This window comes from Leeuwenhoekiella obamensis (assembly GCF_055391795.1).
In genome coordinates this window covers 2,513,805-2,539,264 of sequence record NZ_AP029251.1, presented here as the reverse complement: position 1 = coordinate 2,539,264, position 25,460 = coordinate 2,513,805, and the positions used below count along the sequence as shown (strand labels likewise).

Here is a 25,460-nt window from a genome sequence, read left to right as displayed (position 1 = left end):
GAGTTTAGAGGTTTTTTGATAAGAATTTCGCTTTCGCGAAAAGGAATCTCACATAAAAAATCACAATAAAAATAACAATGCTATAACAACAAGAATAATAGTAATTTTGCAGCATTCCGCAACAGCGGTATAAAATGATATAATATGAGCATTGTAGCGATCGTAGGAAGACCTAATGTAGGAAAGTCAACATTCTTTAACCGTTTGATCCAGCGCCGTGAGGCCATTGTTGATTCGGTGAGTGGTGTTACCAGAGACAGACATTATGGTAAGACAGATTGGAATGGAAGAGAGTTTTCTGTAATTGATACTGGCGGTTATGTGCGCGGTAGTGATGACGTTTTTGAAGCAGAGATCGATAAACAGGTAGAACTTGCCATAGATGAAGCAGACGCTATAATCTTTGTTGTAGATGTAGAAAGTGGCGTTACCGGCATGGATGAAGACGTTGCAAATTTGCTTCGCCGTGTAGATAAACCTGTTTTTCTTGCAGTGAATAAGGTTGATAACGCTATGCGCGAAAATGACGCCGTTGAGTTTTATAGTCTAGGTCTAGGAGAATATTATACTATCGCTGGTATGAGCGGTAGCGGTACAGGAGAATTGCTTGATGCTGTTGTAGAAGCTCTACCAGAAAAGGAAGAAAAAGTAGAGGAAACTTTACCTCGTTTTGCCGTTGTAGGAAGACCTAATGCTGGTAAATCTAGTTTTATCAATGCACTTATAGGTGAAGATCGCTATATCGTGACAGATGTTGCTGGTACAACGCGTGATGCTATTGATACGAAGTATAACCGTTTTGGTTTTGAGTTTAATTTAATTGATACTGCTGGTATTCGCCGTAAGGCAAAAGTTAAGGAAGACATTGAATTCTATAGCGTAATGCGTAGTGTGCGTGCGATCGAGAATTGTGATGTTGTAATGCTAGTGGTAGATGCGACTCGTGGTTTTGATGGACAGGTGCAAAATATCTTTTGGTTAGCCCAAAGAAACAATAAAGGTATTGTCATCCTTGTGAACAAATGGGATCTTGTTGAGAAAGAAAGCAAGACCATGAAGCAGTTTGAAAAATATATAAAAGAACAGATCGAGCCTTTTACAGATGTGCCAATTGTGTTTATATCTGCACTTACAAAGCAGCGTGTTTACAAAGCGATCGAAACTGCAGTAGCTGTTCATGAAAATAGAAGCAAACGTATTAAAACGCGTGTGCTTAATGATTATATGCTGCCTGTGATACAAGCTACTCCACCGCCAGCATATAAAGGGAAATATGTAAAGATCAAGTACTGCATGCAATTGCCTACAATGTATCCACAGTTTGCATTTTTCTGTAATCTGCCGCAATATCTTAAAGATCCATATAAACGTTTCTTAGAAAATAAACTGCGTAAAGAATACGATTTTACAGGAGTTCCTATTACGATCTTCTTCAGGAAGAAGTAGTGTTAAAGTTTTCTTAAATCGATTTAGTCGTTTCTTATTGGGATGAAAATTGTGGTATTTCGTATACCAATCAAGAAACGTATGAAATACAATTATTATTTGTTGCTCATCTTTATGAGTTTGACAAGTATTGCCTCTGCGCAACAATTTAGCATCTCGGGTAGATTAGTAGATGCAGAAAACAAATCTCCATTAGAAGCAGCCACGGTATTTGCAGAGACTGTTACAGACAGTTCAATGGTAACTTACACCATATCAGATGCTGATGGAAAATTTGAACTCAAAGGACGCTCAGGTCACGATGTTTTAAACGTTTACGTGAGTTTTGTGGGATACACTCCTTTTGAGAAAAAAGTAGACCTTTCAAAAAGCAAAGAAATTGTTTTAAACGACATTCCTTTAGAGTTACAGATAGAATCTCTGGGTGATGTGATCATTAAAGCAAGAAGGCCTCCAGTAAGAATTAAAAAGGATACATTAGAATTTAATGCAGATTCTTTTAAAACTGCTCAAGGAGCAAATGTTGAAGATCTTCTTAAAGAATTGCCTGGTGTAGATATTGATCCTGATGGTCAAATTACCATAAATGGTAAACCGGTAAATGAGATCCTTGTAAACGGAAAACCATTTTTCTCTGGCGATCCTACCGTAACTACAAGAACGCTTACTAAAGAAATGGTAGATAAGATCCAGGTGAGCGATACAAAATCTAAATCTGAAGCTTTTACCGGCGAGATGAGTGATGGTCAAAACAAGTCTATCAATATCACCATAAAAAAAGAGCGAAGTCGAGGAGTCTTTGGTAGAGCAACGCTAGGCGGCGGTACAGATAAACGTTTTGAATACGCAGGTCTTTTTACGTATATGGACTTTAGTAGCGGCTTGCAATTAAGTGCACTGGGAGCGGGTAATAACATTAATGTTCCAGGTTTTAGCTATGGCGAAATAGAGAAAATGTTCGGGAATGCTCGTAACGTCAATTTTGGCGGTGGACAAGGAATTACAAACTCCAGAACAGGTGGTTTTAATTATGGTGACGATTACGGAAAGAATACAGAGATAAGTACAGATTATTTGTATTCTGCAGGTAATTCTTATAATGATAGTTACTCACAAAGAGAAAATATCCTTCCAACGAATCGCTATTTTTCAGAGTCTTCATCTTCTTCAGTGAATTCTAATGATAATCATCGTGTGAATACCCGTTTTGAAACAAAGATCGATTCTACTTGGTTTATTGAAGTACGACCAGAATTTAGTTATAACGAGCGATATTCACGTTATAATAGGGAAGAAGAAACAAGAGATGAAAATAGAGATTTAACTAACGAGAGTACCTCTAATTCTAATGGATACAATACCGGCCGAAACTTTTCAAACGACTTAAATATTACAAGAAATTATGGAAGTAAGGGTGGTTTTTTTCGCGTAAGCATAGATAACAGGATCAATGAAGATCGCAACGATGGCTATAATAATTCTGTAACAGAGATCTATGGTGATGAGCCAGAAACAATAGTGCGCGATCAATATACTGATGGTGAAAGTGGCTCGATGAATTACAGTCTTAACGGGCAATGGCGCATTCCTGTAATTGCAGAAAAATTGTTTGTGAGCGCTGAGTATAGATTTAGAAAAAATAGGCAGGAAGATCAGCAAAGTGTTTATGATTTTGATACAGATGCTAATGGATATACGATCTTTAATCCTGATCAAAGTACAGACTTTACAAATACAAATCAGACCTCTAGACCAGAGTTAGGAATTCAATATACAGATAGAGAAAGTGATATGCGAATTAGAGCTAATGTCGCTTATCTCAATATTAAGTTGGATAGTGATGATGCAATTCGTAATATTCAATTTGACAATACCTTTGATGCGATCGAAGCGCGTGCGAACATAAGAAAGCGCTTTAGTGAGAAAGCGAGTATTTATGCAGATTATAACCTGAGAAATGATGCGCCAAGTGTTTATCAACTTTCGCCATTTGTAAATATTTCTAATCCGCTTAATATTAGAACTGGTAACCCTAATCTGGTGCCAGAGTCGTCGCACTCTATGTACTTTTATTTTAATAATTATGACTGGCAAGCGCGTTCTGGATTTAACATAGGTCTTAATGCAGAATTCAATAACAACTCAGTTATCTCTAAGAGTACGATAGATCCAAATACCTTTGAGAGAACCACAACATATACTAACGTTGACGGTAGATCTAGAATGGGTGCTTATGGTGGTTATTCAAAGAACATTGAGCTAGACACCGTGAGAAGCTTGCGCGTTAGTCTTAACATGAGCGCAAGTACAAATAGAAATATAAACTTCAATAACGAGGTGCTTTATGCAAGTAGAACAACCTCATATTCTCCAAGTCTTAATGTAGACTTCACATGGAGGGATGTAATGGAGTTTAGACCTAATTATAATGTGTCTTTTTCTAAGAATAGTTTTGACCTTGAGTCTAGAGCAGATCAAAGATTTGTGCGTCATGAGTTAGGACTTTCGACAAGTACAACAATTCCAAAAAGCCTTGAGTGGCGTAACGATATTCGGTATATCACAAACCCTAACGTTGCTGCAGGATTTAATAAAAGCGCAGTCTTCTGGAATGCTTCTTTAACCTACACATTCTTTAAAGAAAATGCACTTGCAACGCTTAAAGTGTATGACCTTTTAAAGCAAAACACAAACGCTCGCAGAATGGCGACTCAGGATTATATAGAAGACGTTCAAAGTACCGTTTTGCAGCAGTATTTTATGTTCAGTCTTACATATAAGTTCAACACTTTGGGGCAAAAAGGAGAAGTGAGAGAATCTCGATGGCGCAGATATTAATTATCTGGCTTTCGCCAAATAAAATAAAAAAAGGATCACCTGTGCGTGATCCTTTTTTTATTTTATTCGTTTTTACCATCCGCCGGAAGCGCCGCCCCCACCGAAGCCTCCACCACCGAAGCCACCGCCAAAGCCGCCACCGCCGCCAAAACTTCCGCCACCACCAAAGCTGCCGCCGCCGCCGCCAAAACCGCCGCGTCCTAAGCTACTTAAAATGATAACATCAAGCAATGAACCGCCGCCACCGCCGCGACTTCCCGGGCCGCCACGATTGTTTCTAGCGCCTATGAAGAAGAATACGATTATGATGAAAATAAGAACAGGAATGATCTTGCTCAGCTTGCTTCCTTTGCTTACAGGTTCACCTTTGTAATTCCCTTGAAGCATTTCAATTAAAACATCTGTGCCGTTATCTAGGCCAGCATAATAATTGCCGCTTTTAAACTGAGGGATTATCACACGGTTGATAACCTGTTCTGCCATGCGATCTGTTACGATGGTTTCAATGCCATAACCGGTATTGATGTCAACCTTGCGATCGTTTACAGCAAGTGTGATAAGAATGCCGTTGTCTTTTCCTTTTTGACCGATGCCCCATTTTTGTCCCCATTTTGCACCCAGAAAACTAATGTCTTCTCCCTTTGTACTTGGGATGATCACCACAACTATTTGCGTTGAGGTAGTATCAGCATAACTGGTAAGCTTCTGTTCTAATGAGCGCCTTTCAGCTGTGCTTAAAACATTAGTGTCGTATTCATAAACACTGGTTTCTTTGCTAGGAACATCTGGTATGTCATATTGCGCAGTAGCTTTCGCCGAAAGGCATATAACAAAGATTACACTTGCTAGGACGGTTCTGTAAATGTGATTTGAAATTTTCAAGAAGTTGAGATTTCGTCAGGTAGTTCATTAATGTCATCAGTATCCCATGGGAAGAATTTTTTAAGTTGAATTCCCGCAGAATTAATGCCTTCTACCAGGCCGGTCTTAAATTTTTGTGATTTAAAATGTGATTGCATCACATCGCGTGTGCTTTGCCAGAAGTTATCAGGAACTACGGCATTGATGCCTGTGTCGCCACAAATGGCAAACTTTTTATCTTCTATAGCCACATAGATCAACACGCCGTTTTTCTCCTTTGTATTGTCCATTTTAAGCTCATGGAAGATCACTTTAGCACGCTCTAGAGCTTCGCTAACGGAGCACTTTTTTTCAAGATGCACACGTATTTCTCCAGAGGTTTGCAGCTCTGCCTCGCGGATGGCGGCAACGATCTCCTGCTCTTCATCGGCGGTTAAGAAGTCTTCTACTTTTGAAGCCATAAGGCGCTTTTTAAAATTCTACAGTAGGAGCTTCGCTAGCGCTTTCATCTGCCTTAAAATATCCTTTGCGCTCAAAGCCTAACATGCCAGCAAAGATGTTCTTAGGAAATTTTCTGATGTATGTGTTGTAATCTTGAGCTGCGCCATTAAAGCGATTACGCTCAACGTTGATACGATTTTCGGTACGCTCTAGTTCGTTAATAAGCTCTTTAAAATTCTCGTTTGCTTTCAAGTTAGGATATTGCTCAAATGTTGCCAATAATCTTGAAAGCGCAGAGGTAAGTCCGCCTTGTGCTTGTTGAAAAGCAGCGATATTTTCTGGTGTAATGTTGCTGGCGTCAATGTTTACCGAAGTAGCTTTGGCTCTAGCTTCAATAACCTGCGTAAGCGTTTCTTTTTCAAACTCGGCATAACCTTTTGCGGTGTTCACGATGTTTGGGATAAGATCTGCACGACGCTGATAGCTACTTTCAACATTTGCCCATTGGCCAGTTGCAGCTTCGTCTTTTTCTACCATGGTGTTGTTTATACTTCCCACGTAGAGTGCGCCAAGAATTATGACGCCAACGATGATTATAATTGCTATTATTCCTTTTTTCATTGCTTTATTTGGTTGTTATAGATTTTCTTTTAGTTCGTTGAGTTGGGCTTTAATGCCTTCTAATTTTCTTATGAGTTCAAATTTATCTAGCGTAGGTTTTTTATGCTCTTTAAGATGTGTTTTTGCACCTTCAAGAGTGAAACCTCGCTCTTTTACTAAATGATAAATAAACTCCAGATTTTTGATGTCTTCTGGGGTGAACTTGCGATTACCCTTTGCGTTTTTCTTAGGTTGAATTACATCAAATTCCTTCTCCCAAAAACGGATAAGTGATGTGTTGACGTTAAACGCTTTTGCGACTTCGCCAATACTATAATATAGTTTTTCAGGAAGGTTTACGTGCATTAATCCAGCGATTGGTTCTCAAGTTGAGCACGTTCTAATATAACGTCAAACTCTTCTGGAGAAAGATTACCGTAATAGAAGTTAATAGGGTTAATGCGCTGGTCATCTTTAAAGATCTCGTAATGCAAGTGAGGCGCTTCAGAGCGGCCTGTACTTCCCACAAAACCTATAAGATCACCACGTTTTACCTTTTGACCTTTGCGTACATTGTATTTTGATAAATGCGCATACAGACTAACATAACCATACCCATGTTCTACACGAATGTGATTACCATAACCTGTTGCATTATTATCTGCACGAATCACTTCGCCATCACCAGTTGCATAGACGGGAGTTCCTCGAGGAGAGGTGAAATCCATACCCCAGTGCATTTTGCGTTGTTTTGTAAAAGGGTCTGTTCTAAATCCGTAACCAGATGCGATTCTTGTAAGATCTTTATTTGCTACGGGTTGAATTGCGGGTATCGCAGCGAGAAAAGCTTCTTTCTCTTCTGCAAGAATAGCAACTTCATCTAGCGATTTACTTTGTACAACAAGTTGTTTTGTAAGAATGTCAAGTCTTTTATGAGCTTCAACGATCATTTTAGAGTTGTCAAAACCTTCTAAACTTGCGTATCTGTTAACCCCACCAAAACCTGCTTTGCGTTGCTCATCAGGAATGGGGTTTGCCTCAAAATATAATCTGTAAATGTTGTTGTCGCGCTGTTCTACTTCATCAAGAACTACTTCTACTTGGTCCATTTTTTTGTTCAGGACGTTGTATTGTAATTTCATGTTTTGAAGCTCGCGTCTTAATGCTTTTTCTCGTGGAGTCTCAATATTAGGTATATTGAGGTAAACGATAAGTAGCAAGAAACCTGCTAAGAAAGCACCTAGAATAGACAGTACGGCAATGCCTAACCGGCGCCCTTTTTTGCGCTCTATTTTTCGGTAACTCAGCGTCTCGCTGTCGTAATAATATTTAACCTTAGACATAAGTTGAAAAATCCTATTTTTGCCATGTAAAAAATTGCAGTAAGCTGCTATTTTCAAAGGGAAAACGAACAAATATATAAAATAGTTTGTCGTTTTTGACTACATGTCAAATTCCACAATAATATCCATTGATGAAAAGCCAAGAAATACGTAATACATTCCTATCTTTTTTTGAATCTAAAAAGCATGAGATCGTGTCATCTGCACCTATGGTGATCAAGGACGATCCTACACTTATGTTCACCAATGCTGGGATGAACCAGTTTAAAGAATATTTTTTAGGAAATACCGTGCCAAAGAACTCGCGTGTGACAGATACGCAGAAGTGTCTTCGCGTAAGCGGTAAACATAATGACCTTGAAGAAGTGGGTAAGGATACTTACCACCACACCATGTTTGAGATGCTGGGCAACTGGAGCTTTGGTGATTACTTTAAAAAAGAGGCGATTTCTTGGGCGTGGGAACTTTTGACGGAAGTCTACAAAATAGATAAATCTAAGTTATATGTAACCATTTTTGAAGGTGACGCGTCAGAAGATCTAGAACGTGACACAGAGGCTTATGATTTCTGGAAAGAATTGATAGATGAAGACCGTATTCTTAACGGGAATAAGAAGGATAATTTCTGGGAAATGGGTGATCAAGGACCTTGCGGACCTTGTTCTGAGATTCACGTAGACCTGCGTTCTGACGAAGAAAAAGCTAAAATACCTGGTAAAGATCTTGTAAATGCAGATCACCCACAGGTGGTTGAGATCTGGAATCTTGTATTCATTCAATTTAACCGTAAGGCAAACGGAAGTCTAGAGAATCTACCGGCAAAACATATTGATACCGGGATGGGTTTTGAACGTCTTTGTATGGTGCTTCAAGGCAAAACATCAAACTATGATACAGATGTTTTTATGCCGCTCATCAACGAGATAAAAACGATCACTAATAGCGAATATGGCGTTACAGAAGAAACTGATATTGCCATACGTGTGATCGCAGATCACGTGCGTGCGGTTTCATTTAGCATCGCAGATGGGCAATTGCCTAGCAACACGGGTGCTGGTTATGTGATTCGCCGTATTTTGCGTCGTGCGATTCGTTATGGATTTACATTTTTAGAAACTAAAGAACCATTCATTTTTAAGTTGGTTAACGTGCTTGTCAGCGAAATGGGCAAAGCCTTCCCAGAGCTTAAAAAGCAGCAAAACTTAATTCAGAATGTGATCAAAGAAGAAGAGATCTCTTTTCTTAAAACATTAGATCAAGGTCTTGTTCTTCTAGAAAATATTATACAGCAAACCAGCGGAAAAGAAGTGAGCGGTGACAAGGCGTTTGAGCTTTATGACACTTATGGTTTCCCTATTGATCTTACTGCGTTGATCCTTTCAGAGCGTGGTTTTTCGCTTGACGAAAAAGGCTTCCATGAGCAGTTGCAAAAACAGAAAGAGCGTTCACGCGCTGCGACTAAAGTTGAGACAGACGATTGGGTTGAGCTGCACCACGACACAGACGAAGAATTTATAGGCTATGATAGCCTTACGGCGAAAGTAAAGATCACTCGATACCGCAAATTCACGACAAAAAAGGATGGCGATCAGTACCAACTGGTGTTCAATCTTACCCCATTTTATCCAGAAGGCGGTGGCCAGGTAGGAGACAAGGGATATCTTGAAGCGTCTAATGGCGATGTGGTTTACATCATCGATACGAAGAAAGAGAACAATCTTATCATCCACATTGTGAAGAACCTGCCAAAAAATCCGCAGGAAACCTTTGATGCGGTTGTAGACGAGAAACAGCGCGGTCGCACGGCTGCAAACCATACCGCGACTCACCTTTTGCATCAAGCGTTGAGAACCATTCTAGGGACGCACGTTGAGCAAAAGGGAAGCATGGTGCACAGCGGTTATTTACGATTTGACTTTTCTCACTTTGCTAAAATGACAGCAGATGAGATCAAAGATGTTGAACAGTTTGTAAACGCCCGCATCCGTGAGCAATTGCCGCTTGAGGAGCAACGCAATATCGCTTATGCAGAAGCGCTTGAGCAAGGAGCCATTGCGCTTTTTGGTGAGAAATATGGCGACAGTGTTCGTGCCATCCGCTTTGGGAAATCCATGGAATTATGCGGTGGAACGCACGTGGCAAACACAGCAGATATTTGGTATTTCAAGATCAAGTCTGAAGGTGCCGTTGCAGCTGGTGTACGCAGGATTGAAGCGATCACAGGCGATGCCGTGATGAATTATTTTGCAGATCAAGATGAGCAGATGATCCAGATAAAATCGGCTTTAAACAATACTAAAGAACCTGCAAAAGCCATTGAGAATCTTCAGGAGGAAAACAACAGCCTTAAAAAGCAAATAGAGGTTTTACTTCAAGAGAAAGCCATGAACGTTAAAGGCGAACTCAAGAATGAAGTTGAAACTGTAAACGGAGTTAATTTCCTTGCAAAAGAAGTTGACCTTGACGCTGCCGGAATGAAGGATCTTGCTTTTCAGTTGGGTGGCGAGATTGACGATTTGTTCTTGCTTTTGGCTTCAAGCCAAGGCGGCAAAGCTTTGTTGAGCTGCTATATTTCTAAAGATTTGGCTACAGCCAAAAACCTAAACGCAGGAACCATTGTACGAGAGCTTGGTAAATTTATCCAAGGTGGTGGTGGCGGTCAGCCGTTCTTTGCAACTGCCGGTGGTAAAAACCCAGACGGAATTGCGCAAGCGCTGGCTGAGGCTAAGAATTACATTTCATAAGAAGCAAGTAGATAATTTGAAACTTCAAACGACAATCCCATTAAAGCCTTCAGGAATCGAGATTGATTACGATTCGCAGGTTTTAATGTTAGGTTCTTGTTTTATTGAAAATATTGGGTCGAAGCTTAGCGAACATAAATTTCAGGTTGAAGTGAATCCTTTTGGGATTCTATTTCATCCGTTTGCGATAGGCAGATTTGTTGATTTTGTTGTCAAGAATCATCGCTTTACAAAAGATGATCTGTGGTTTGTGAACGAGCGTTATCACTGCGCATTTGCGCATAGTGATTTTAGCGATGCTGACGCAGAAAAGGTAGTTGACAGCTTAAATACAGCAATTGAAAACACAACGACTTTTCTTAAAAATACCACGCATGTGATATTGACCCTGGGCACCGCCTGGGGTTATCGTTTTAAAGAAAGTGGTGAGATCGTAGCCAACTGTCATAAAGTGCCACAAGCTGCGTTTAATAAGGAGTTGGCCACGGTTGAAGAAATCAAACTTTCGCTAAAAACCACTATTGAAAACCTCAAAATCCTCAACCCAGCGCTTGAGGTTATCGTCACCGTTTCTCCCGTGAGACACATTAAAGACGGCTTTGTTGAGAATCAGCGTAGCAAAGCGCATCTCATTGCTGCCGTGCATGAGCTGATAGAAAAAGAAGCGCTTGCAACCTATTTTCCCGCATATGAAATTATGATGGATGAATTGCGTGATTATCGTTTTTATGACCGTGATCTAGTGCATCCCAATGCTTTGGCGATAGACTACATCTGGGAAAAATTTATTGAAGTTCACCTTTCGGCGAAAGCCAAAGAAATCCTCCCTGAAGTGATCGCCATCTTGCGCGATATGCAGCACAAACCCTTCAATCCTGCATCTACAGCACATCAAAAATTTCTGCGTAAGCTAGATGAGAAAAAATCTTCATTGCTTAAAAAAGTTCCGCATATTACGTTTTAAAATTCTATTTGTGAGTTAAATAGGGCAACTGCCCTATGTTTTGGTTTGTGATCTCGAGATACTTTTATCCTCAGAAATCAATAACCAAATCAAAATGAAATTTTCAAGTAAAATAATGATCGTACTTATGGTATTTGCCGCGGCATTTACCTCGTGCAAAAGTGATGACGATGGCGGTACAAGCGCATCTGCAAATGGAACATTAACTGCAAAAGTTGACGGGCAATCTTATGAATCTATGTCTGCCGCAACCACTGCTGAAGAAAGCAATAGTGGTGGCGTAAGCACGCTGGCGATCACTGGTGGAAGCGCAGATAGCGAGAACATCCAGTTTATTCTTGTGGGCTTTGACGGCGAGGGAACGTATCAATTAAACAACATTAATTTAGGGACTTATACGTATTTAGAAAATCCGTCAGATTTTAATAGTGTGATGCTCTACAGCACGGTGACAGACGGTTCTACAAATGGTGAGATCAAGATATCTTCATACACGCCGGGTGACAATGTGCAGGGAACTTTCAGTTTTACCGGTTACAACAACCAGAACATTAGCGATTCTAAAGTGATAAGCGAAGGCTCTTTCAATGTAGACATTCGCAATTAAGACATTTAAGATCTCATATGTTGAGGTTTTTACATGGAGTCGGCTTGAGTTTTTATTCATGCCGGCTCTTTTTATTTGGCTTTAAGCCAAAAAGATAACCTCATATTTTTTTAAAGAATACGGCATAAATACGGCAATTGCCCTATTGATAAAAAAATGACATCTCACCACATTTGTCATGTACATAAAAACCTCAGATTATGAAAAATACATTACTAATTCTTGCGCTTATGATAAGCACTTCTTGTGTGTTTGCGCAAAAGGCTGAAGCTCCAGATTACACTTATAATGTGGGAGCAAATATTAATGATATGACGCTTACACTTGCGGGAACGCTTGTGGTTTCTACAAATGATGGTCTGGTAGGAATTAAACCAGGAAGCAATGAGCTGGTTTTTAATTTCACTGATTATGGCAAGGTAAAGCCAGAGGAAGTTCAATACATTCCTAATTCTCCATATCTAATGGTAGATCAGGGAGGTGTTGCCGGTATTAAAGCGCTTGCATCTATGTCTAGCAAAAAGGCGCTTATAGATTATATCTCTGGTGAGGTGATCTTTAGTACAGAAAAAAACGACTGGAAGACTGTGCAAACTGCAGATGTGATCATGCCAGATAATAAACTTGTTATTAGCGGACTTCAAAAAGGTGGAAACATGGCAGAGAACAACACAGTGAAGATCGCTGTTTATGATCTGTTAAGCGGTAAGTTAGATTATTCGTTTTTTATCAATGAGCCGGGTAAAACTACTGCTCGTGTTTGGGTAGTGACAGGAACTCCGCTATTGCTTAAAGACAAAATGCTTATCCCAACTTCTCAAGGGATCGTGGCAAAAACACATGATGGTAAAACGCTTTGGGAAAATAAAGTGAAAAACGCACAGTGGATGACAACAAACATGGATGAAAAAGACATCTATGCTTTTGAAACAAATCCTAATAAAACCAATACAGAGATCTACAAAATAGGAACCGATGGCGCAGAAGTTTGGAAGGACGCAGCAAAAGTTCAAGGTGTGGTTTCAAAGTTTGAGATCTTGCCTCAAGGTCTTGTTGTGGTAAGTGATAAAGATACTTCTGGTAAATCAATTCTTGCAGGAAGATCAGAGTCTAAGATCATGCTTTTTAGTGCTACAAACGGAGAAGATCTTTGGGATAAAGCACCAAAAACTAAAGGTTTTGTGCAGCATTTTTACACCATGGATGATGGTATTCTTTTCGGGATCTATGAAGGCGGGATCAACAAAGTTTCTTACGATGGGAATGCATTATTTAAAAAGCCATTAAAGACAGGAGAAAATATTCTTACTATGGCTGAGACGCCAAAAGGTCTGATCTACATCACTAGCGAAGATGCGAATATTGTAGATCTTAATACAGGAGATCAAGTCTGGAAGAAACCAATCAAATACAAAAAAGCTGCTTCGGTTACTAGTGGTTATGATGCTAAAAACGGAAGATATCTTATCAATGCAGACGATGAATTATTAGCGATAGATGAAAATTCTAGCGAAGTAACAACGCTTGCAAAAGTAAAATTTGATGAAAAGGAAAACCCAACAACGCTTCAAATACGCGATGGCGGAATCTTCTTAGGTAGTGACCAGAATGCCGCGCTTGTAGGTTTTGATGGAGATGTAGCTTGGCAGGAATATTACAAATCTCCAGGAAGAAGCACAGCAGGAAAGATCTTTGGTGGGATCATGGCTGTAGCATCTACGGCAATGCTGGTTGCTTCATCAGCACAGGCAGGAGCAAACCGTACTGGTTATGATATGAATGATCTAGATTCTTATAATGAAACTGGTAAGCAAGCAAAAATGGCTTCAGATATGTTTGGCGGTATTGCTAACGCATCTTTTGAATATTTATCTACTCGCTTTAAAGCAAGTGCTGCGACAGAGAATGCACAGTTTACACTTACTAAACTTGATGACGGTGTTGGCCTTGTAAAACTTAATAAAGACAGCGGTGCAGTAGAAAAAGAAATTGTTCTTAAAGATAAAAAGCCAGAATATGAAGTAGATGAAGTAGGTGGTGTGCTGTATTACATGGCTGATAATAAAACTATTTATGCATATGATTTAACCAAATAATTAAGGGAATTATTTGGCTTACAAAATGGCTGCACTGATTTAGGGGGAAGTGCGGCCATTTTAATTTTCAAGAAAATGATAAAAGAAATTTTTAGACCGACAGGAGATAATACTACAGTATATCTTAATGCTCTTTTTTTACTAATGCTTCTTGTGATAGGTGCCGCAGATGCATTTATGATCGTGATCACATATTTTTTAGAAACTGTGATCATCGGGTTGATCCATGTGGTAAAACTTTTTCTAACTGTAAAACATGGTAAACCACCAAAACCAGATTCTAAAGGTTTTAACGGGTATGGCATAATACCCTTTTTTATATTTCATTATGGGATTTTCGTGGGTGTGCAGTCAGCTTTTGTGTTTGGTTTTTTTGGGATCGATACACTTTCATCGCAGGGAGTTTTTGATGCATATTGGGAAGCATTGCTTAGTCCAGGTATGTTAATGGCGTTAGCATCTATCTTGTTTACCAATCTATCCTATTTTTTCACCAATTTCTGGAAACCTAAGAAATACAAAGATTACGGCCCAGATGAGATATTCATGAAACCTTATCTGCGCATCATCATTCAGCAATTTGTGGTGATTATAGCTGCATTCTTCCTTGTGGTGCTTAACGCGGGGCTTGCAGCAGCAATATTACTGATCGTTTTGAGACTCGCTGTAGATCTTATTATAATAGGTATTAAATCAGATTCTACCTTGCTTAAAAAGTTGGCTATTAAAATCGCGAAAGATCCAGAAGAGATCCTACAGATCGAAAAATCGCTTGAGCAATTTACAGAATAGGGCATTTGCCTTATTCTGTAAATGGTCAATGTGTTGTAACTATGTGACTGTAAAAATCTTAATCATGAAAAAAATTCTACTACTAGCAGTTTTAGCTATTACATTTTTTGCTTGTTCTAATTATGGTGACAAGGTCGTTTATGATGGCACAGAGGTGTACTATAAAGATCCAGCCTTAAAAGGAAAAGCAGAAGCCACAGGCGAGTTTCTACAAGAAATTCAATTTACAGATGGCACTACAAAATCTATACAAGTCACTAAAGACAGCGTGTATAATTTCAGGATGGTCGCCATTCCAGAAAAAGTGAATGATCCAGAAATGGAAGTGAGTTTTCAAGCGCTGGGCATGTTGCTTTCTAACGATGTTTTTGACGGCGAGGCAATCAACTTTCAGTTGTGTGATGAGGTTTTTAAAACCGTGCGAACGATCTACATTGAAGGTGAAACGGGTAGTGAAGCGATGGCTCAATAAAACTGTTTTTTGGCTTTAAGCCAAAAGATCACTCACGCCGTTTTTAAGATGAAAAATTTTCTTCTTTATACAGATTTTGGGTATTTGTTGCTCATTCCGTTTTTGTTGAGTTATGTGCTTTTTTTTCTGTTTTATTTGGCTGTAGCCAAAATCACTCGCAGAATGCAAAGCCATAAGACAAGATTGGGTGTTTATGCGGTCACGGCTACGCTCTTTAGTCTGCTTGCAATATTTTTTGCATTGGGTGGTGCGGGATACATTAATTTGCTATTAACGCTCCCAGTGGGGCTGGTGGCAATTTTTATCACACGATTAATGTGGCGTGAACGTCCCGGACATTGGCTGGCAAAAAGCAATTATTTTTTTCTTCTTCTTGTAATTATTCTTTTGGTTCTGCCAGAGTTTGGTTACGATTTATTTGTATAAAAATTTGATTTGTTGATTTTTAGATTATTTTTATTACAAGTTAAAACCTAACCCATGTTACAAGCTTTTAAGGAGAAATCGTCTGTGGCGATTCTCGTTGCGGCAATGCTTTTTTCTATTACAACTGTATTTGCTCAAAAAACCACTGATGCGCAAATACGCGAAATTCAAAAGCTATATAAAGAATCTTACCCGCTTTTTACAAAGGGCGATAGCGCAGCGCTACCTTTCGCCGAAAGGCTAAAAAAGATCGCAGCCACCGCTGACGAATCTATTGTGAGTAGATATGCAACCCTACGAGCAGGACATATATTGCGACCTTTAGATCAATATGCAGCAAGAGATTATTTTGAGAAAAATCTAGAGAAGTTTGAGCAAGAGCAAGATACCATCTTAGCAGATGCCTATTCTTTTTATTCTCGTATTGTAACAAGCATGGGCGAATATCCGCCAGCTTTGAAGTACATGTTAGACGCTGTAGAATTAGATAGAGCGTTAAATGATACATATCGTGAAGTGCGAGATCTAGCTTCTGTGGGTTACATACATGATAGGATGTATGAGTTTAGAGAATCTATAAAGTGGAGTAAAGAAGCACTGGAGATCGCGCTTGCAAATGATGATCTTGATGGGCAGTCTGACGCTTACAATAATCTGGGTATCGCTTATGATGAGCTCGCTGAGCGCAATGGCTTTGACCGAGTTCTCTTTGACAGCGCGTTGTATTATAACAAAAAATCGCTTGCCATTCTAGAGCTTAAGAAGGATTATGGCGGTATGCGCGTGGATTATTCTAATATTGGTAATTCATATAGCAAGCTAGGTGACTACAAAATGGCTGAAGAGTATACTTTAAAAAGCCTTAATGTTCCTGGTTTTGAAGATCGCAAAGGGGTTACACTGGTGAATCTGGGTAAAATTTATCTAGAGACTGGAAGGTATGATGAAGCTCGAAAAATTTTAGATAGTGCCATGCGCAATACAATTGCATACGGTAATAAGAAATATCAGTTTGAGGCATACTACCGCATGCACGAGTTAGACATTAAACTTGGTAATTATAAAAGCGCTCTTGAAAATTATATCGCTTACAAAAGCATAGAAGATTCTCTACTTAATGATCGCAAAAATCAGCAGGTAGTAGAGATGAATACACGTTTTAAAACTGCGCAAAAAGAGCGTGATCTTGCACAAACAAGAGCAGATCTTGTAGAGCGTGATATAGAAGTAAAACGCAAGAATAATATGCTTTATGGCAGCATTGCGCTCATCGTTATTCTAGGAGTTTTAGGGTATCTGGTTTACAATCAGCAGAAGCTTAAGAACCGCCAACTCAAAAAAGAAAGTGAACTTAAAGAAGCGCTTGCAAGATTAGAGACTCAAAACAGGCTAGAAGAGCAGCGTTTGCGCATAAGTAGAGATCTTCATGATAATATTGGTTCGCAGCTTACATTTATAATTTCAGCAATAGGTAACCTGAAGTTTGCACTTAAAGATGATTTGAAAATCACAAGCAAGCTGGATGAAATAGGTGATTTTACAAAGCGTACAATTAATGAGCTGCGCGATACGATCTGGGCGATGAACAAAACCAGCATAACTTGGGAAGAGCTTCAACCGCGTATCGCAGATTTTATTAATAGCGCAAAACGATCTACTGAAGATATTGACTTTCAATACAACTTAAGCGATAAGATCCCGGCAGAGTATACATTTACTTCTGTAGAAGGTATTAATGTGTATCGCATCATTCAGGAGGCGGTAAACAATAGCATGAAGTATGCAAGCCCTAACGTGATAGAACTGTATATCGCACAGCCATCAGAGATGTTTTTAGTGCAGATCAAAGATGACGGTAATGGCTTTGATACTGAGAATTACATGCCCGGTAACGGTATAAAAAACATGAAAAAGCGTGCGCAAGAGATCAATGCAGATTTTGCGTTATTCAGCTCAATAAATGGCGGCACAAGAATAGAATTAAGACTGGGCGGTCTAGGGCAAGAATAGGTCAGTTGCCCTATGTATTTGCGTAGTTTAAAATCTCAATTTTGTTAAATAACAAAAATGAAGATCAAACTATGCAAGCAGTGTTCTGGTTTCTGGGCGTGAGCAACGCATTCAGTTTTTTAGCATTTATCACAGCTTTGGTATTTGTGATTTTATGCTTAATGGGCTGGTATTATGCGCGTAATTTTGGTTTAAAAAAAGAGCATGCGCAAGTAGTTTTTTCGCTTAAAGCGAAATTTACTCTGCATCAACAACAAATAGCAAAACGCAAAGCAGGTCTTGACACCTACGATCTTTTAAAATACAATCTCAAAGAAGCACTTGTAGTGCAAAACAACATCTCACTGAAACCTCCCAATTAATGAAAATAAAATTTGCCTTTCTATTTCTTCTCATAAGTTTTTTCGCGGCAGCGCAAGACCCAGTAAAACTTATAGATAGTCTTAAAACAGAACTTGCAAAAAATCCTGCTGATGAGCAAAAGGCAAAAATCTACGCAGATCTTACCTGGTATTCTGCTTTTGTATCTACAGACAGCGCCATGGTTTATGGCGAGAAAGCTATTGAGTTAGCAAAAAAGTTAGAAGATTCTGTGCTTTTGGCGCAAGCCTTAAACGATTATGGTACAGTAAATTTTGTGCGTGGTGAGTATAACGAGTCTAATGCAAAATTTAGGCAAGCATTGATGCTTAGAAAACTCCTGAAAGATACCGTGGGACAAGCAGCGCTTTACTCAAAAATGGGCAATAATTTTTACCGTAAAGCCCAATTTGATAGTACGATGATGTATTATGATAAGGGTCTTAGGATTTTTGAAGAAAAAGGCGTGGTGCGGGATGCGGCGATTTTAAGAAGTAATATCGCATCGCTTTTTATGGAGATGAAAGACTATAAAAAGGCGCTTGAGTACAATGAAGAATGTATCGCTTTTTTTAGAAAAAATGGTCTTGTAGAACCAGAGGCAAATTCTATAATCAATAAGGGAATTGCATATTTATTTTTAAAAGATACTGCAACAGCAGAGCAAAATTTTGAGAAAGCAGTTGCCCTGGCGACAGATATAAATGCTAGCAAACCACTGGGAGCGGCTTATAATAATCTCTCAAATATTTATGCATGGCGAGGAGATTATAAGGAGGCAAAAGTTGCGATACAGCGATCTATAGAAGAGCGTCAAAAATTGGGAATGTTGAGCTTGGTTGAGAGTTCGCGTATTTCTCTAGCTGAGATCGAGATCGGGCTGGGCAATTATAATACAGCGTATGATATTTTGCTTAACGCGAAAAAACGTATCAATGCTCAAGAATACAATGAGAAAATGCCTAATATTTACGCAGGTCTTATACAAGTTCATGCTGCAAAACGCGCGGTAGATAGTACAAGCTATTATATCACAAAGCTTAACACGATCTATACTGAAAAATCTGAACGACAAATTCAAGAAGTTACCGCAGAACTTGATGCAAAATACGAGTCAGAGAAAAAAGAAAATCAAATCTTAGAGCAACGCGCAGAGCTCGCCGAAAAAGAACTGCAGGTAAAACGTAAGAATGCCTTTATTTATGGCGGTTTTGGGCTGGCCGTGATCTTAGGTTTAATAGGGTATTTGCTTTACAATCAGCAGAAATTAAAGAACCGCCAACTCAAAAAAGAGAACGAACTTAAGATCGCTCTTGCTAAGATCGAGACACAAAATAGGCTACAAGAACAGCGTTTACGCATCAGTAGGGATCTTCATGATAACATTGGGTCGCAACTTACTTTTATCATTAGCAGCATAGATAATTTAAAGTTTGCTCTAGGCGATGCAGATGATAAGATCACAAATAGACTTACGTCGATTAGTGCATTTACAGCCACAACCATCAATGAGTTGAGAGACACGATCTGGGCGATGAACAAAGAGTCTATTTCTGTAGAAGATCTGCAAAATAGAATTTCAAATTACATAGAGCGCGCACAATCTTCGGCGCAAGAAGTTGATTTTAAATTTACCGTTGGCCATGGGATTAATAAAGAATTAATGCTAACCTCTGTAGAAGGTATCAACCTGTTTAGGATCATTCAAGAAGCGGTGAACAATGCGATAAAATATGCAAATCCTCAACATATTATTATTGCTTTTGAAAGAGTAGAGCAAACGTTAAAAGTGACGATCACAGATGATGGTGAAGGCTTTGATCTTGAGAATTATCTTCCGGGTAATGGTATTAGAAATATGAAAAAGAGAGCTTCAGAGATCAATGCGACTGTAGATGTTATAAGTAAAAAGGAAAATGGTACAAGTATCATTTTTAAAAATGACAATGTGTTGAGGTGAATTGTATGATTTCTTTTGGCTTAAAGCCAAAAGGTAAAAAAATCTAAGGCAGTTGCCTTATTTTTAAAGCCGTATAGATGTGCTAAGTTTATCTCGCCATAAAACTAACCGAACCGATGAAAATTAAAACCGCCATAGTTGACGATAATACTTTTTTGAGCAAAGCAGTAGCTGAGAAACTTTCATTCTTTGATGAATTTGATCTTAGATGCGCGGCGATGGATGGCGCAGAGTTGCTTAAGAAGTTAGAAGACAATCACAATATTGATGTGATCCTTATGGATATTGAGATGCCGGTTCTTAATGGTATTGAAACTACGCAGATCGTCAAGCAAAAATATCCACATATTAAGATCATCATGCTTACGGTTTTTGATAACGATGAAAACATTTTTAACGCGATCAAGGCGGGCGCAGATGGTTATTTGCTTAAAGACATTGCTCCAGATGTTTTGCATAAAGGCATTCATGAAACCTTAGCTGGTGGCGCAGCGATGAATCCTAGCATCGCGATGAAAACGCTAAAATTACTGCGCAATCCTGAGTCGATTGACAATGCAGCGAGTAGAGAAGAGATCTCATTATCTAGTCGTGAAGTTGATGTTTTAGAGCAATTAGCAAAAGGTTTGAGCTATACCGTGATCGCAGAACATCTGTTTTTATCGCCTAGCACCGTGCGCAAGCATATTGAAAATATTTACAAAAAACTACAAGTGCACAGCAAGATAGAAGCCGTGCAAAAGGCGAAAAGCCACAATATTATTTAAAATAATATTTTACTTTCTCTATTCTAATTTAGGATCATATTTCTTACCTTAGTAACCAGAAGTTTGCGTTATACTTAAGTATCACAAAAACTCAGGCCCCTAACATAGTTACTGATGAGAAAAATCCTGCTTGGCGCGATCGCGACCCTGCTCATTGTTTTTACCATAAATTTTGTGGTAAAAAAGTATGATGATTCTGATCAATTAACTCAAGAAACTCGCCTTATACAAGAGCAAATTTCTAACGTAGGCAAGCTCGTTGTTACAGAGGGGCACTTCTCACAAGTCTTCACGTATCAAGATTCTAAGAAATTTTATTTTGATGTCCTTTCGGCGAAAAAGAAAGCGCTTATCATAATCAATGCAGATGTTACTGTGGCTTATGATCTACACGCGCTAGAGACTGAAATAGATCAAGAAAATAAAGTTATCCGCATAACAAAAATTCCAGAGCCAGAGATCAAGATACATCCTGATATAGATTTCTACGATATTGAGCAGGATTATCTCAACCAATTTAAATCAGAAGATTATAATAAGATCAAGAAGCGCACAAATGCGATAATCGCAAAAAAGATAAAAGAATCTGGCCTTAAGGAGAATGCAAAAAATAGATTGATCACAGAACTGTCTAATATCTACCTGCTGTCTAAAACTTTAGGCTGGACATTAGCGTATAAAAATGAAACAATTTCTTCGCCCCAAACTATTGAAGAACTGTTATAAAATGTAATCCTTTTTATGAAAAACCTAGTTGATGAAAGATGTACTTGACATTACAGATCTATCTGTTTTTATCAGTGAACTTCCCATAGTCATGGCGCTGGTTGATCCTGCAACTGGCAAGATCAAAGCGCATTCAGACTTATGGAAAGATGAATTTGATGAAACTGATAATATCTATAAAGCACGCTATGTAGATCGCCTAGATTTCAATAAAGCCATAGATCGCGCATTTGCTCAAAGCGAGGCTTTTATTTTAGGAGAAGATGAGAGTCGCTCGCTAAGCTATAAATGGAAGCTTAGAAAATTTGGCGAAGATACCTTGTACATTCAATGGGTAACCATGTTGAGCGGGCAAGAATATAGATTGCATCACTTATGTGAAATGGCTAATCGTGTGGCTGATATAGGCTATTGGGAAGTAAATCTTCTTAATGATCAGATTCACTGGAGCACCGTAACACGACAAATACATCGTGTCCCTGAAGATTTTCAGCCAAATATGACAAATGCTTTAGCTTTTTATAAAGGTGAGAATAGAGCGATCATAGATGCGGCTGTTGGGCAAGCGATCGCCGAAAAAACGTCTTATAATGTAGATTTAGTAATAGAAGATTATACAGGCAACCAGGTAGATGTAAATGCAAGAGGACAAGCCGAATTTGTAAATGGGCAACCAGTAAGATTAGTAGGTACTTTTCAAGATATAACAGAAAGAAAGCAACGCAAACAATTGCTGCGAGATGCAAAAGAGCGTTATGAAAAAGTATTAGATAGTGCGCTAGTGGGCTTTGTTACAATGGATCTTAAGTCATATAAGATCCTAACTATAAATCGCCCTGTACAAGACATGTTTGAAGGTTCAAGTTCTGAGATTATTGACAAACAATTGCTGAGCTTTGTAAATAGAGAGGACAAATCTGTATTGGTTCAGGATTTTTATAAAGTTCTTAATAGTGAGAAGACAGGTGTTCAGCGGCAAGTCCCACTTTTTACACTCAAAGGAAAACCAATTTATGTTGATTGTTACCTCTATATTAACAGAGATAGAGATGATAATTCTCAAGAATTGGTAGTGCAATTAAACGACGTCACAGAACTTGTTGAGAGTACTAAGAAAAACGATCAGTACCTAGAAGCGCTAACAAAGCAAAATGATAGATTGATTAATTTTGCACACATTGTTTCGCATAACCTCAGGTCACATACAAGCAATATCTCTATGTTGCTTACGCTTATGGAGTTTGAAGATGATGAGGCTGAAAAAGAAAATCAATTGCAGATGCTTAAAAAAGCATCTGTTATGCTGGCAGAAACAATAGATCATCTTAATGAAGTGATCGCTGTAGATATTGAGGATAAAGAAAGAGAACGTGTTAACCTCAAAGCTAATATCGATAATGCGATAGAAGCGACAAAAGGATTGATCATCTCAAAGAATATCACTGTTAGAAACATGGTTGATAATGAGATAATAGTTAATGTCGTACCCGCATATCTTGATAGTATAATTCTTAACATGCTTACTAACGGGATAAAGTATTGTGACTTAGAAAAAAAATGTTTCATAAATTTCAGGTCAGAAAGGCAAGGCGACTCTGTAATTCTTTACGTTGAGGATAACGGTCTAGGAATTAACCTTGATCGCTATGGTGATAAAATGTTTAAAATGTACAAGACCTTTCATAATAATGAAGAGTCTAGAGGCTTAGGTCTTTATATGACGAAAAGTCAAATAGAAGTTATGGGTGGTTCCATAGGTGTAGAGAGCAAAGAAGGAAAAGGAACTACATTTAAAATTGAATTCGTATGACAAAGCTTAAAAAAGTTTGCGTGATTGACGACGATGAGATTTTTGTATTTGCATTTAAAAAAATCCTTCGTATTTCTGGTTTTTGTGAAGATGTAACCGTTTATTTTAATGGTAAAGAAGCAATAAATGGGATTACCAGCTCTAACGAAGATCTAGATCTTATCTTTCTAGATATCAACATGCCAGTGATGGATGGTTGGGGATTTTTAGAACAGTTAGAACAACAAAATATTGATCATTCAACGCCTATTTATCTTTTGACGAGTTCCATAGATCAGTATGATAAAATAAGAGCAGAGCAGTCTCGCCTAGTTTCAAAATATCTGGTGAAACCACTTTCAGTTGAGGATCTTACAAAACTAGAAGTTTAACGAGCAACGCCTTCAGTTATCAATTCTAAGCCATCTTCTATAAGGTGCGCGATCTTTGCTCGCTTGCCTTTAAACTGTTTTAGGTATGTTAATATTTCTTGCTGTTCGGTTTGATCACCTTTGGCGAAAGCCCACTCATAAAGTTCTAAGGCTAAGAGCCAGTCGTGAGGATGATCTTCTTGCAGGGTTTTTAATATGCCTTTCGGCGAAAAGTTCTCAGCATTCCCTTCTCTCTGATTTCTCACAGTAGCATACAGATCTTCTAATTGTTGGCGCTTTTCACTCTTTTTTGCCTTGATCGTATTTGTGCTCGAAACATGCGTGATAAGATCAAAAGAATTAAAATCTGCCGGCCCGGAAAAAGCAGAAGTGATCTTCTTGCCCACAGCCATATCATATTGTCCCCATTCTGGTTTGAAAAGAATCTTGTCGTTGTAAGTTACCGTGCAATCTGTAAAACTTATCAGCAGGATTTTACCTTTAAGATTTCGGGTGCCGGTTATGATCTTACCTTTTACAACAATGCCGCCCTCAAATTCTAAAGAGACTTGCTCACCTTCATAAATTTTGTAAGCCTTAAGATCACGCGGACTCATATCTTCAATAGCCAGATTGATGCCTTTGAGCTTGCCTAATGCCGTGCCGTAGCCTTTTGTGTGAATTTTAGTTCCGTGGCCTACTAATTCCTTTTCGCGATAAGCGAGCGCCGTTTTACCAGTGGTTTGTAAATAGGCAACCTTATTTTTATGCGTCACCATATCTGTAAACTCTCCCGAAATTTGAAGTCCTGTGCTTAATTCTACAGTGCCTAAGGCTTTAGAATTTATGAGTTTTTTCAGTCCGTCAGGGCCACCTGTTCTCAAGGCCATTGTATTTGCAAATTCTTCTAGCACTTGGCTTAAATATGCAAAATCTGGGGTTACGAATAACTGTGGTTGAGGTTTTGTGATGTCAAATTCTTGATCTGCTGCGGCTAGACTATATTCTAGTTTTTTAACCTCTTCTGTCATGCACCATTTGCTTTCACCTATTGAAGATAGCAATCCTGCGCCATAGATCTTTGGGTTTTCGGTTGTACCGATCAAGCCATACTCAACCGTCCACCAGTGCAAATTGCGAATACGCGCCATTTCGCTGGGTTCACCCATGTTATTTTGCAGGTGATTCACTTTTGCTTCAGCGGTATCAATTTCTTCTTGTGGCGTGTCTTCTGCCTCTTTTAAAATAGAGAGTTTGCGCACCGCTTCATACAATTCATAATCCTTTGCCGAAGAGATCGCTTTGCAGCCTATTTCGCCAAATCGACGTAGATATTCTGCATATTCAGGATTTGCGATAATAGGAGCGTGGCCAGCGCCTTCATGGATGATGTCCGGAGCGGGTGTGTACTCAATATGTTCTAACTGCCGAATATCTGATGCGATCACAAGCACATTATACGCCTGAAACTCCATAAATGCACCCGGTGGAATAAACCCATCAACGGCAACGGCCGCCCAGCCAATTTCTTTTAAAATACGATTCATCCCGTACATATTTGGGATGTGATCGATAGAAATACCCGTTTGCTTAAGGCCGTCTAGATAAGAATTGTGAGCAACTTTACTTAGATAATCTACATTTTTGCGCATCACATATCGCCACACCGCCTGATTTATAGGTGTGTAATCTTCATAGTTTTGCGGTTTAATGAATTGCTTTAAATGCGGTGGCAATCGGTCAATAAGTGGATTGCTTTTTATATTTTCATCAAGTAAATCAGCCATACTCAAAATTAGCAATATCTCTGTTAAGTTATATCGCTGCAAATATAAATTTCTTATATT

22 protein-coding genes are annotated in these 25,460 nt (G+C 38.8%); 16 read left to right on the top strand and 6 right to left on the bottom strand.

The genetic code is table 11. The annotated features are described in order from the left end of the window. Positions 1 to 144 precede the first annotated feature (144 nt). Together der and ACZ5L8_RS11285 are read left to right on the top strand one after the other, a co-directional pair. On the top strand, positions 145 to 1,446 hold the full coding sequence (der, locus tag ACZ5L8_RS11290; RefSeq protein WP_464437555.1) for a ribosome biogenesis GTPase Der: 1,302 nt from the start codon (positions 145 to 147) through the stop codon (positions 1,444 to 1,446). 81 nt (positions 1,447 to 1,527) lie between these two features. Next, positions 1,528 to 4,284: an outer membrane beta-barrel protein gene (locus ACZ5L8_RS11285; protein WP_464437553.1), complete on the top strand. Its 2,757-nt coding sequence runs from the start codon at positions 1,528 to 1,530 to the stop codon at positions 4,282 to 4,284. A gap of 72 nt (positions 4,285 to 4,356) precedes the next feature. Here the strand turns inward: ACZ5L8_RS11285 and ACZ5L8_RS11280 are convergent, their stop codons facing one another. From ACZ5L8_RS11280 to ACZ5L8_RS11260, 5 genes are read right to left on the bottom strand one after another with little or no spacing between them, the layout of a single operon-like run. After that, a complete protein-coding gene (locus tag ACZ5L8_RS11280; RefSeq protein ID WP_464437552.1) occupies positions 4,357 to 5,166 on the bottom strand; it encodes a TPM domain-containing protein in 810 nt (269 codons plus the stop codon). Then, positions 5,163 to 5,606 carry a TPM domain-containing protein gene (locus ACZ5L8_RS11275; RefSeq protein WP_464437550.1) on the bottom strand — a complete coding sequence of 148 codons (444 nt, stop codon included), beginning with the start codon at positions 5,604 to 5,606 and terminating at the stop codon, positions 5,163 to 5,165. The genes ACZ5L8_RS11280 and ACZ5L8_RS11275 overlap by 4 nt, the downstream gene beginning before the upstream one ends. Before the next feature lie 10 nt (positions 5,607 to 5,616). Further along, a complete protein-coding gene (locus tag ACZ5L8_RS11270; RefSeq protein ID WP_464437548.1) occupies positions 5,617 to 6,207 on the bottom strand; it encodes a LemA family protein in 591 nt (196 codons plus the stop codon). A gap of 15 nt (positions 6,208 to 6,222) precedes the next feature. Further along, complete coding sequence (locus ACZ5L8_RS11265; RefSeq protein WP_462597225.1) at positions 6,223 to 6,552, bottom strand: MerR family transcriptional regulator; 330 nt, start codon at positions 6,550 to 6,552, stop codon at positions 6,223 to 6,225. Continuing rightward, positions 6,552 to 7,529: a M23 family metallopeptidase gene (locus ACZ5L8_RS11260; RefSeq protein WP_464437546.1), complete on the bottom strand. Its 978-nt coding sequence runs from the start codon at positions 7,527 to 7,529 to the stop codon at positions 6,552 to 6,554. The genes ACZ5L8_RS11265 and ACZ5L8_RS11260 overlap by 1 nt, the downstream gene beginning before the upstream one ends. A 131-nt stretch (positions 7,530 to 7,660) precedes the next feature. Between ACZ5L8_RS11260 and alaS the strand changes: the two genes are divergently transcribed. From alaS to ACZ5L8_RS11190, 14 genes are all read left to right on the top strand, one after another. Continuing rightward, the gene (alaS, locus tag ACZ5L8_RS11255) at positions 7,661 to 10,273 is read left to right on the top strand and encodes an alanine--tRNA ligase (RefSeq protein WP_464437544.1); all 2,613 of its coding nucleotides are present in this window, start codon (positions 7,661 to 7,663) and stop codon (positions 10,271 to 10,273) included. A 16-nt stretch (positions 10,274 to 10,289) separates the two neighbouring features. Next, positions 10,290 to 11,237 (top strand): GSCFA domain-containing protein, encoded by a 948-nt coding sequence (locus ACZ5L8_RS11250; RefSeq protein WP_464437542.1) that lies wholly within the window; start codon positions 10,290 to 10,292, stop codon positions 11,235 to 11,237. Between the two features lie 94 nt (positions 11,238 to 11,331). Next, the gene (locus tag ACZ5L8_RS11245) at positions 11,332 to 11,844 is read left to right on the top strand and encodes a DUF6252 domain-containing protein (RefSeq protein ID WP_464437540.1); all 513 of its coding nucleotides are present in this window, start codon (positions 11,332 to 11,334) and stop codon (positions 11,842 to 11,844) included. 200 nt (positions 11,845 to 12,044) lie between these two features. Then, positions 12,045 to 13,940, top strand: coding sequence for a PQQ-binding-like beta-propeller repeat protein (locus ACZ5L8_RS11240; protein ID WP_464437538.1), 1,896 nt, complete (start codon positions 12,045 to 12,047; stop codon positions 13,938 to 13,940). Between the two features lie 75 nt (positions 13,941 to 14,015). Next, positions 14,016 to 14,732 carry a DUF6498-containing protein gene (locus tag ACZ5L8_RS11235; protein ID WP_464437535.1) on the top strand — a complete coding sequence of 239 codons (717 nt, stop codon included), beginning with the start codon at positions 14,016 to 14,018 and terminating at the stop codon, positions 14,730 to 14,732. 64 nt (positions 14,733 to 14,796) lie between these two features. After that, the gene (locus ACZ5L8_RS11230) at positions 14,797 to 15,204 is read left to right on the top strand and encodes a hypothetical protein (RefSeq protein WP_464437532.1); all 408 of its coding nucleotides are present in this window, start codon (positions 14,797 to 14,799) and stop codon (positions 15,202 to 15,204) included. A 162-nt stretch (positions 15,205 to 15,366) separates the two neighbouring features. Beyond that, entirely contained in the window at positions 15,367 to 15,630 is a 264-nt protein-coding gene (locus tag ACZ5L8_RS11225; protein ID WP_464437530.1) for a hypothetical protein, read from the top strand. Positions 15,631 to 15,684: 54 nt separating this feature from the next. Then, positions 15,685 to 17,640 (top strand): tetratricopeptide repeat-containing sensor histidine kinase, encoded by a 1,956-nt coding sequence (locus tag ACZ5L8_RS11220; protein WP_464437528.1) that lies wholly within the window; start codon positions 15,685 to 15,687, stop codon positions 17,638 to 17,640. Between the two features lie 41 nt (positions 17,641 to 17,681). Further along, on the top strand, positions 17,682 to 18,002 hold the full coding sequence (locus tag ACZ5L8_RS11215) for a hypothetical protein (protein ID WP_464437526.1): 321 nt from the start codon (positions 17,682 to 17,684) through the stop codon (positions 18,000 to 18,002). After that, the gene (locus ACZ5L8_RS11210; protein ID WP_464437524.1) at positions 18,002 to 19,960 is read left to right on the top strand and encodes a tetratricopeptide repeat-containing sensor histidine kinase; all 1,959 of its coding nucleotides are present in this window, start codon (positions 18,002 to 18,004) and stop codon (positions 19,958 to 19,960) included. The genes ACZ5L8_RS11215 and ACZ5L8_RS11210 overlap by 1 nt, the downstream gene beginning before the upstream one ends. 116 nt (positions 19,961 to 20,076) lie before the next feature. After that, the gene (locus tag ACZ5L8_RS11205; protein ID WP_464437522.1) at positions 20,077 to 20,727 is read left to right on the top strand and encodes a response regulator; all 651 of its coding nucleotides are present in this window, start codon (positions 20,077 to 20,079) and stop codon (positions 20,725 to 20,727) included. Positions 20,728 to 20,841: 114 nt separating this feature from the next. After that, complete coding sequence (locus tag ACZ5L8_RS11200; protein ID WP_462597238.1) at positions 20,842 to 21,453, top strand: DUF4230 domain-containing protein; 612 nt, start codon at positions 20,842 to 20,844, stop codon at positions 21,451 to 21,453. Between the two features lie 31 nt (positions 21,454 to 21,484). Further along, positions 21,485 to 23,263 (top strand): sensor histidine kinase, encoded by a 1,779-nt coding sequence (locus tag ACZ5L8_RS11195; protein WP_464437519.1) that lies wholly within the window; start codon positions 21,485 to 21,487, stop codon positions 23,261 to 23,263. After that, positions 23,260 to 23,634: a response regulator gene (locus tag ACZ5L8_RS11190; RefSeq protein WP_464437517.1), complete on the top strand. Its 375-nt coding sequence runs from the start codon at positions 23,260 to 23,262 to the stop codon at positions 23,632 to 23,634. Before ACZ5L8_RS11195 ends, ACZ5L8_RS11190 begins: the two co-directional genes overlap by 4 nt. Here ACZ5L8_RS11190 and ACZ5L8_RS11185 read toward each other — a convergent pair. Continuing rightward, on the bottom strand, positions 23,631 to 25,400 hold the full coding sequence (locus ACZ5L8_RS11185) for an aromatic amino acid hydroxylase (RefSeq protein WP_464437515.1): 1,770 nt from the start codon (positions 25,398 to 25,400) through the stop codon (positions 23,631 to 23,633). The genes ACZ5L8_RS11190 and ACZ5L8_RS11185 overlap by 4 nt on opposite strands. Between the last annotated feature and the right edge of the window lie 60 nt (positions 25,401 to 25,460).

What these genes read in the sequence shown, in the direction of transcription:
- der (WP_464437555.1), top strand. Translation starts at nt 145, where the DNA reads ATGAGCATTGTAGCGATCGTAGGAAGACCTAATGTAGGAAAGTCAACA.
- ACZ5L8_RS11285 (WP_464437553.1), top strand. Translation starts at nt 1,528, where the DNA reads ATGAAATACAATTATTATTTGTTGCTCATCTTTATGAGTTTGACAAGT.
- ACZ5L8_RS11275 (WP_464437550.1), bottom strand. Translation starts at nt 5,606, where the DNA reads ATGGCTTCAAAAGTAGAAGACTTCTTAACCGCCGATGAAGAGCAGGAG.
- ACZ5L8_RS11270 (WP_464437548.1), bottom strand. Translation starts at nt 6,207, where the DNA reads ATGAAAAAAGGAATAATAGCAATTATAATCATCGTTGGCGTCATAATT.
- ACZ5L8_RS11265 (WP_462597225.1), bottom strand. Translation starts at nt 6,552, where the DNA reads ATGCACGTAAACCTTCCTGAAAAACTATATTATAGTATTGGCGAAGTC.
- ACZ5L8_RS11260 (WP_464437546.1), bottom strand. Translation starts at nt 7,529, where the DNA reads ATGTCTAAGGTTAAATATTATTACGACAGCGAGACGCTGAGTTACCGA.
- alaS (WP_464437544.1), top strand. Translation starts at nt 7,661, where the DNA reads ATGAAAAGCCAAGAAATACGTAATACATTCCTATCTTTTTTTGAATCT.
- ACZ5L8_RS11245 (WP_464437540.1), top strand. Translation starts at nt 11,332, where the DNA reads ATGAAATTTTCAAGTAAAATAATGATCGTACTTATGGTATTTGCCGCG.
- ACZ5L8_RS11240 (WP_464437538.1), top strand. Translation starts at nt 12,045, where the DNA reads ATGAAAAATACATTACTAATTCTTGCGCTTATGATAAGCACTTCTTGT.
- ACZ5L8_RS11235 (WP_464437535.1), top strand. Translation starts at nt 14,016, where the DNA reads ATGATAAAAGAAATTTTTAGACCGACAGGAGATAATACTACAGTATAT.
- ACZ5L8_RS11230 (WP_464437532.1), top strand. Translation starts at nt 14,797, where the DNA reads ATGAAAAAAATTCTACTACTAGCAGTTTTAGCTATTACATTTTTTGCT.
- ACZ5L8_RS11225 (WP_464437530.1), top strand. Translation starts at nt 15,367, where the DNA reads ATGCAAAGCCATAAGACAAGATTGGGTGTTTATGCGGTCACGGCTACG.
- ACZ5L8_RS11220 (WP_464437528.1), top strand. Translation starts at nt 15,685, where the DNA reads ATGTTACAAGCTTTTAAGGAGAAATCGTCTGTGGCGATTCTCGTTGCG.
- ACZ5L8_RS11210 (WP_464437524.1), top strand. Translation starts at nt 18,002, where the DNA reads ATGAAAATAAAATTTGCCTTTCTATTTCTTCTCATAAGTTTTTTCGCG.
- ACZ5L8_RS11205 (WP_464437522.1), top strand. Translation starts at nt 20,077, where the DNA reads ATGAAAATTAAAACCGCCATAGTTGACGATAATACTTTTTTGAGCAAA.
- ACZ5L8_RS11200 (WP_462597238.1), top strand. Translation starts at nt 20,842, where the DNA reads ATGAGAAAAATCCTGCTTGGCGCGATCGCGACCCTGCTCATTGTTTTT.
- ACZ5L8_RS11195 (WP_464437519.1), top strand. Translation starts at nt 21,485, where the DNA reads ATGAAAGATGTACTTGACATTACAGATCTATCTGTTTTTATCAGTGAA.
- ACZ5L8_RS11190 (WP_464437517.1), top strand. Translation starts at nt 23,260, where the DNA reads ATGACAAAGCTTAAAAAAGTTTGCGTGATTGACGACGATGAGATTTTT.
- ACZ5L8_RS11185 (WP_464437515.1), bottom strand. Translation starts at nt 25,400, where the DNA reads ATGGCTGATTTACTTGATGAAAATATAAAAAGCAATCCACTTATTGAC.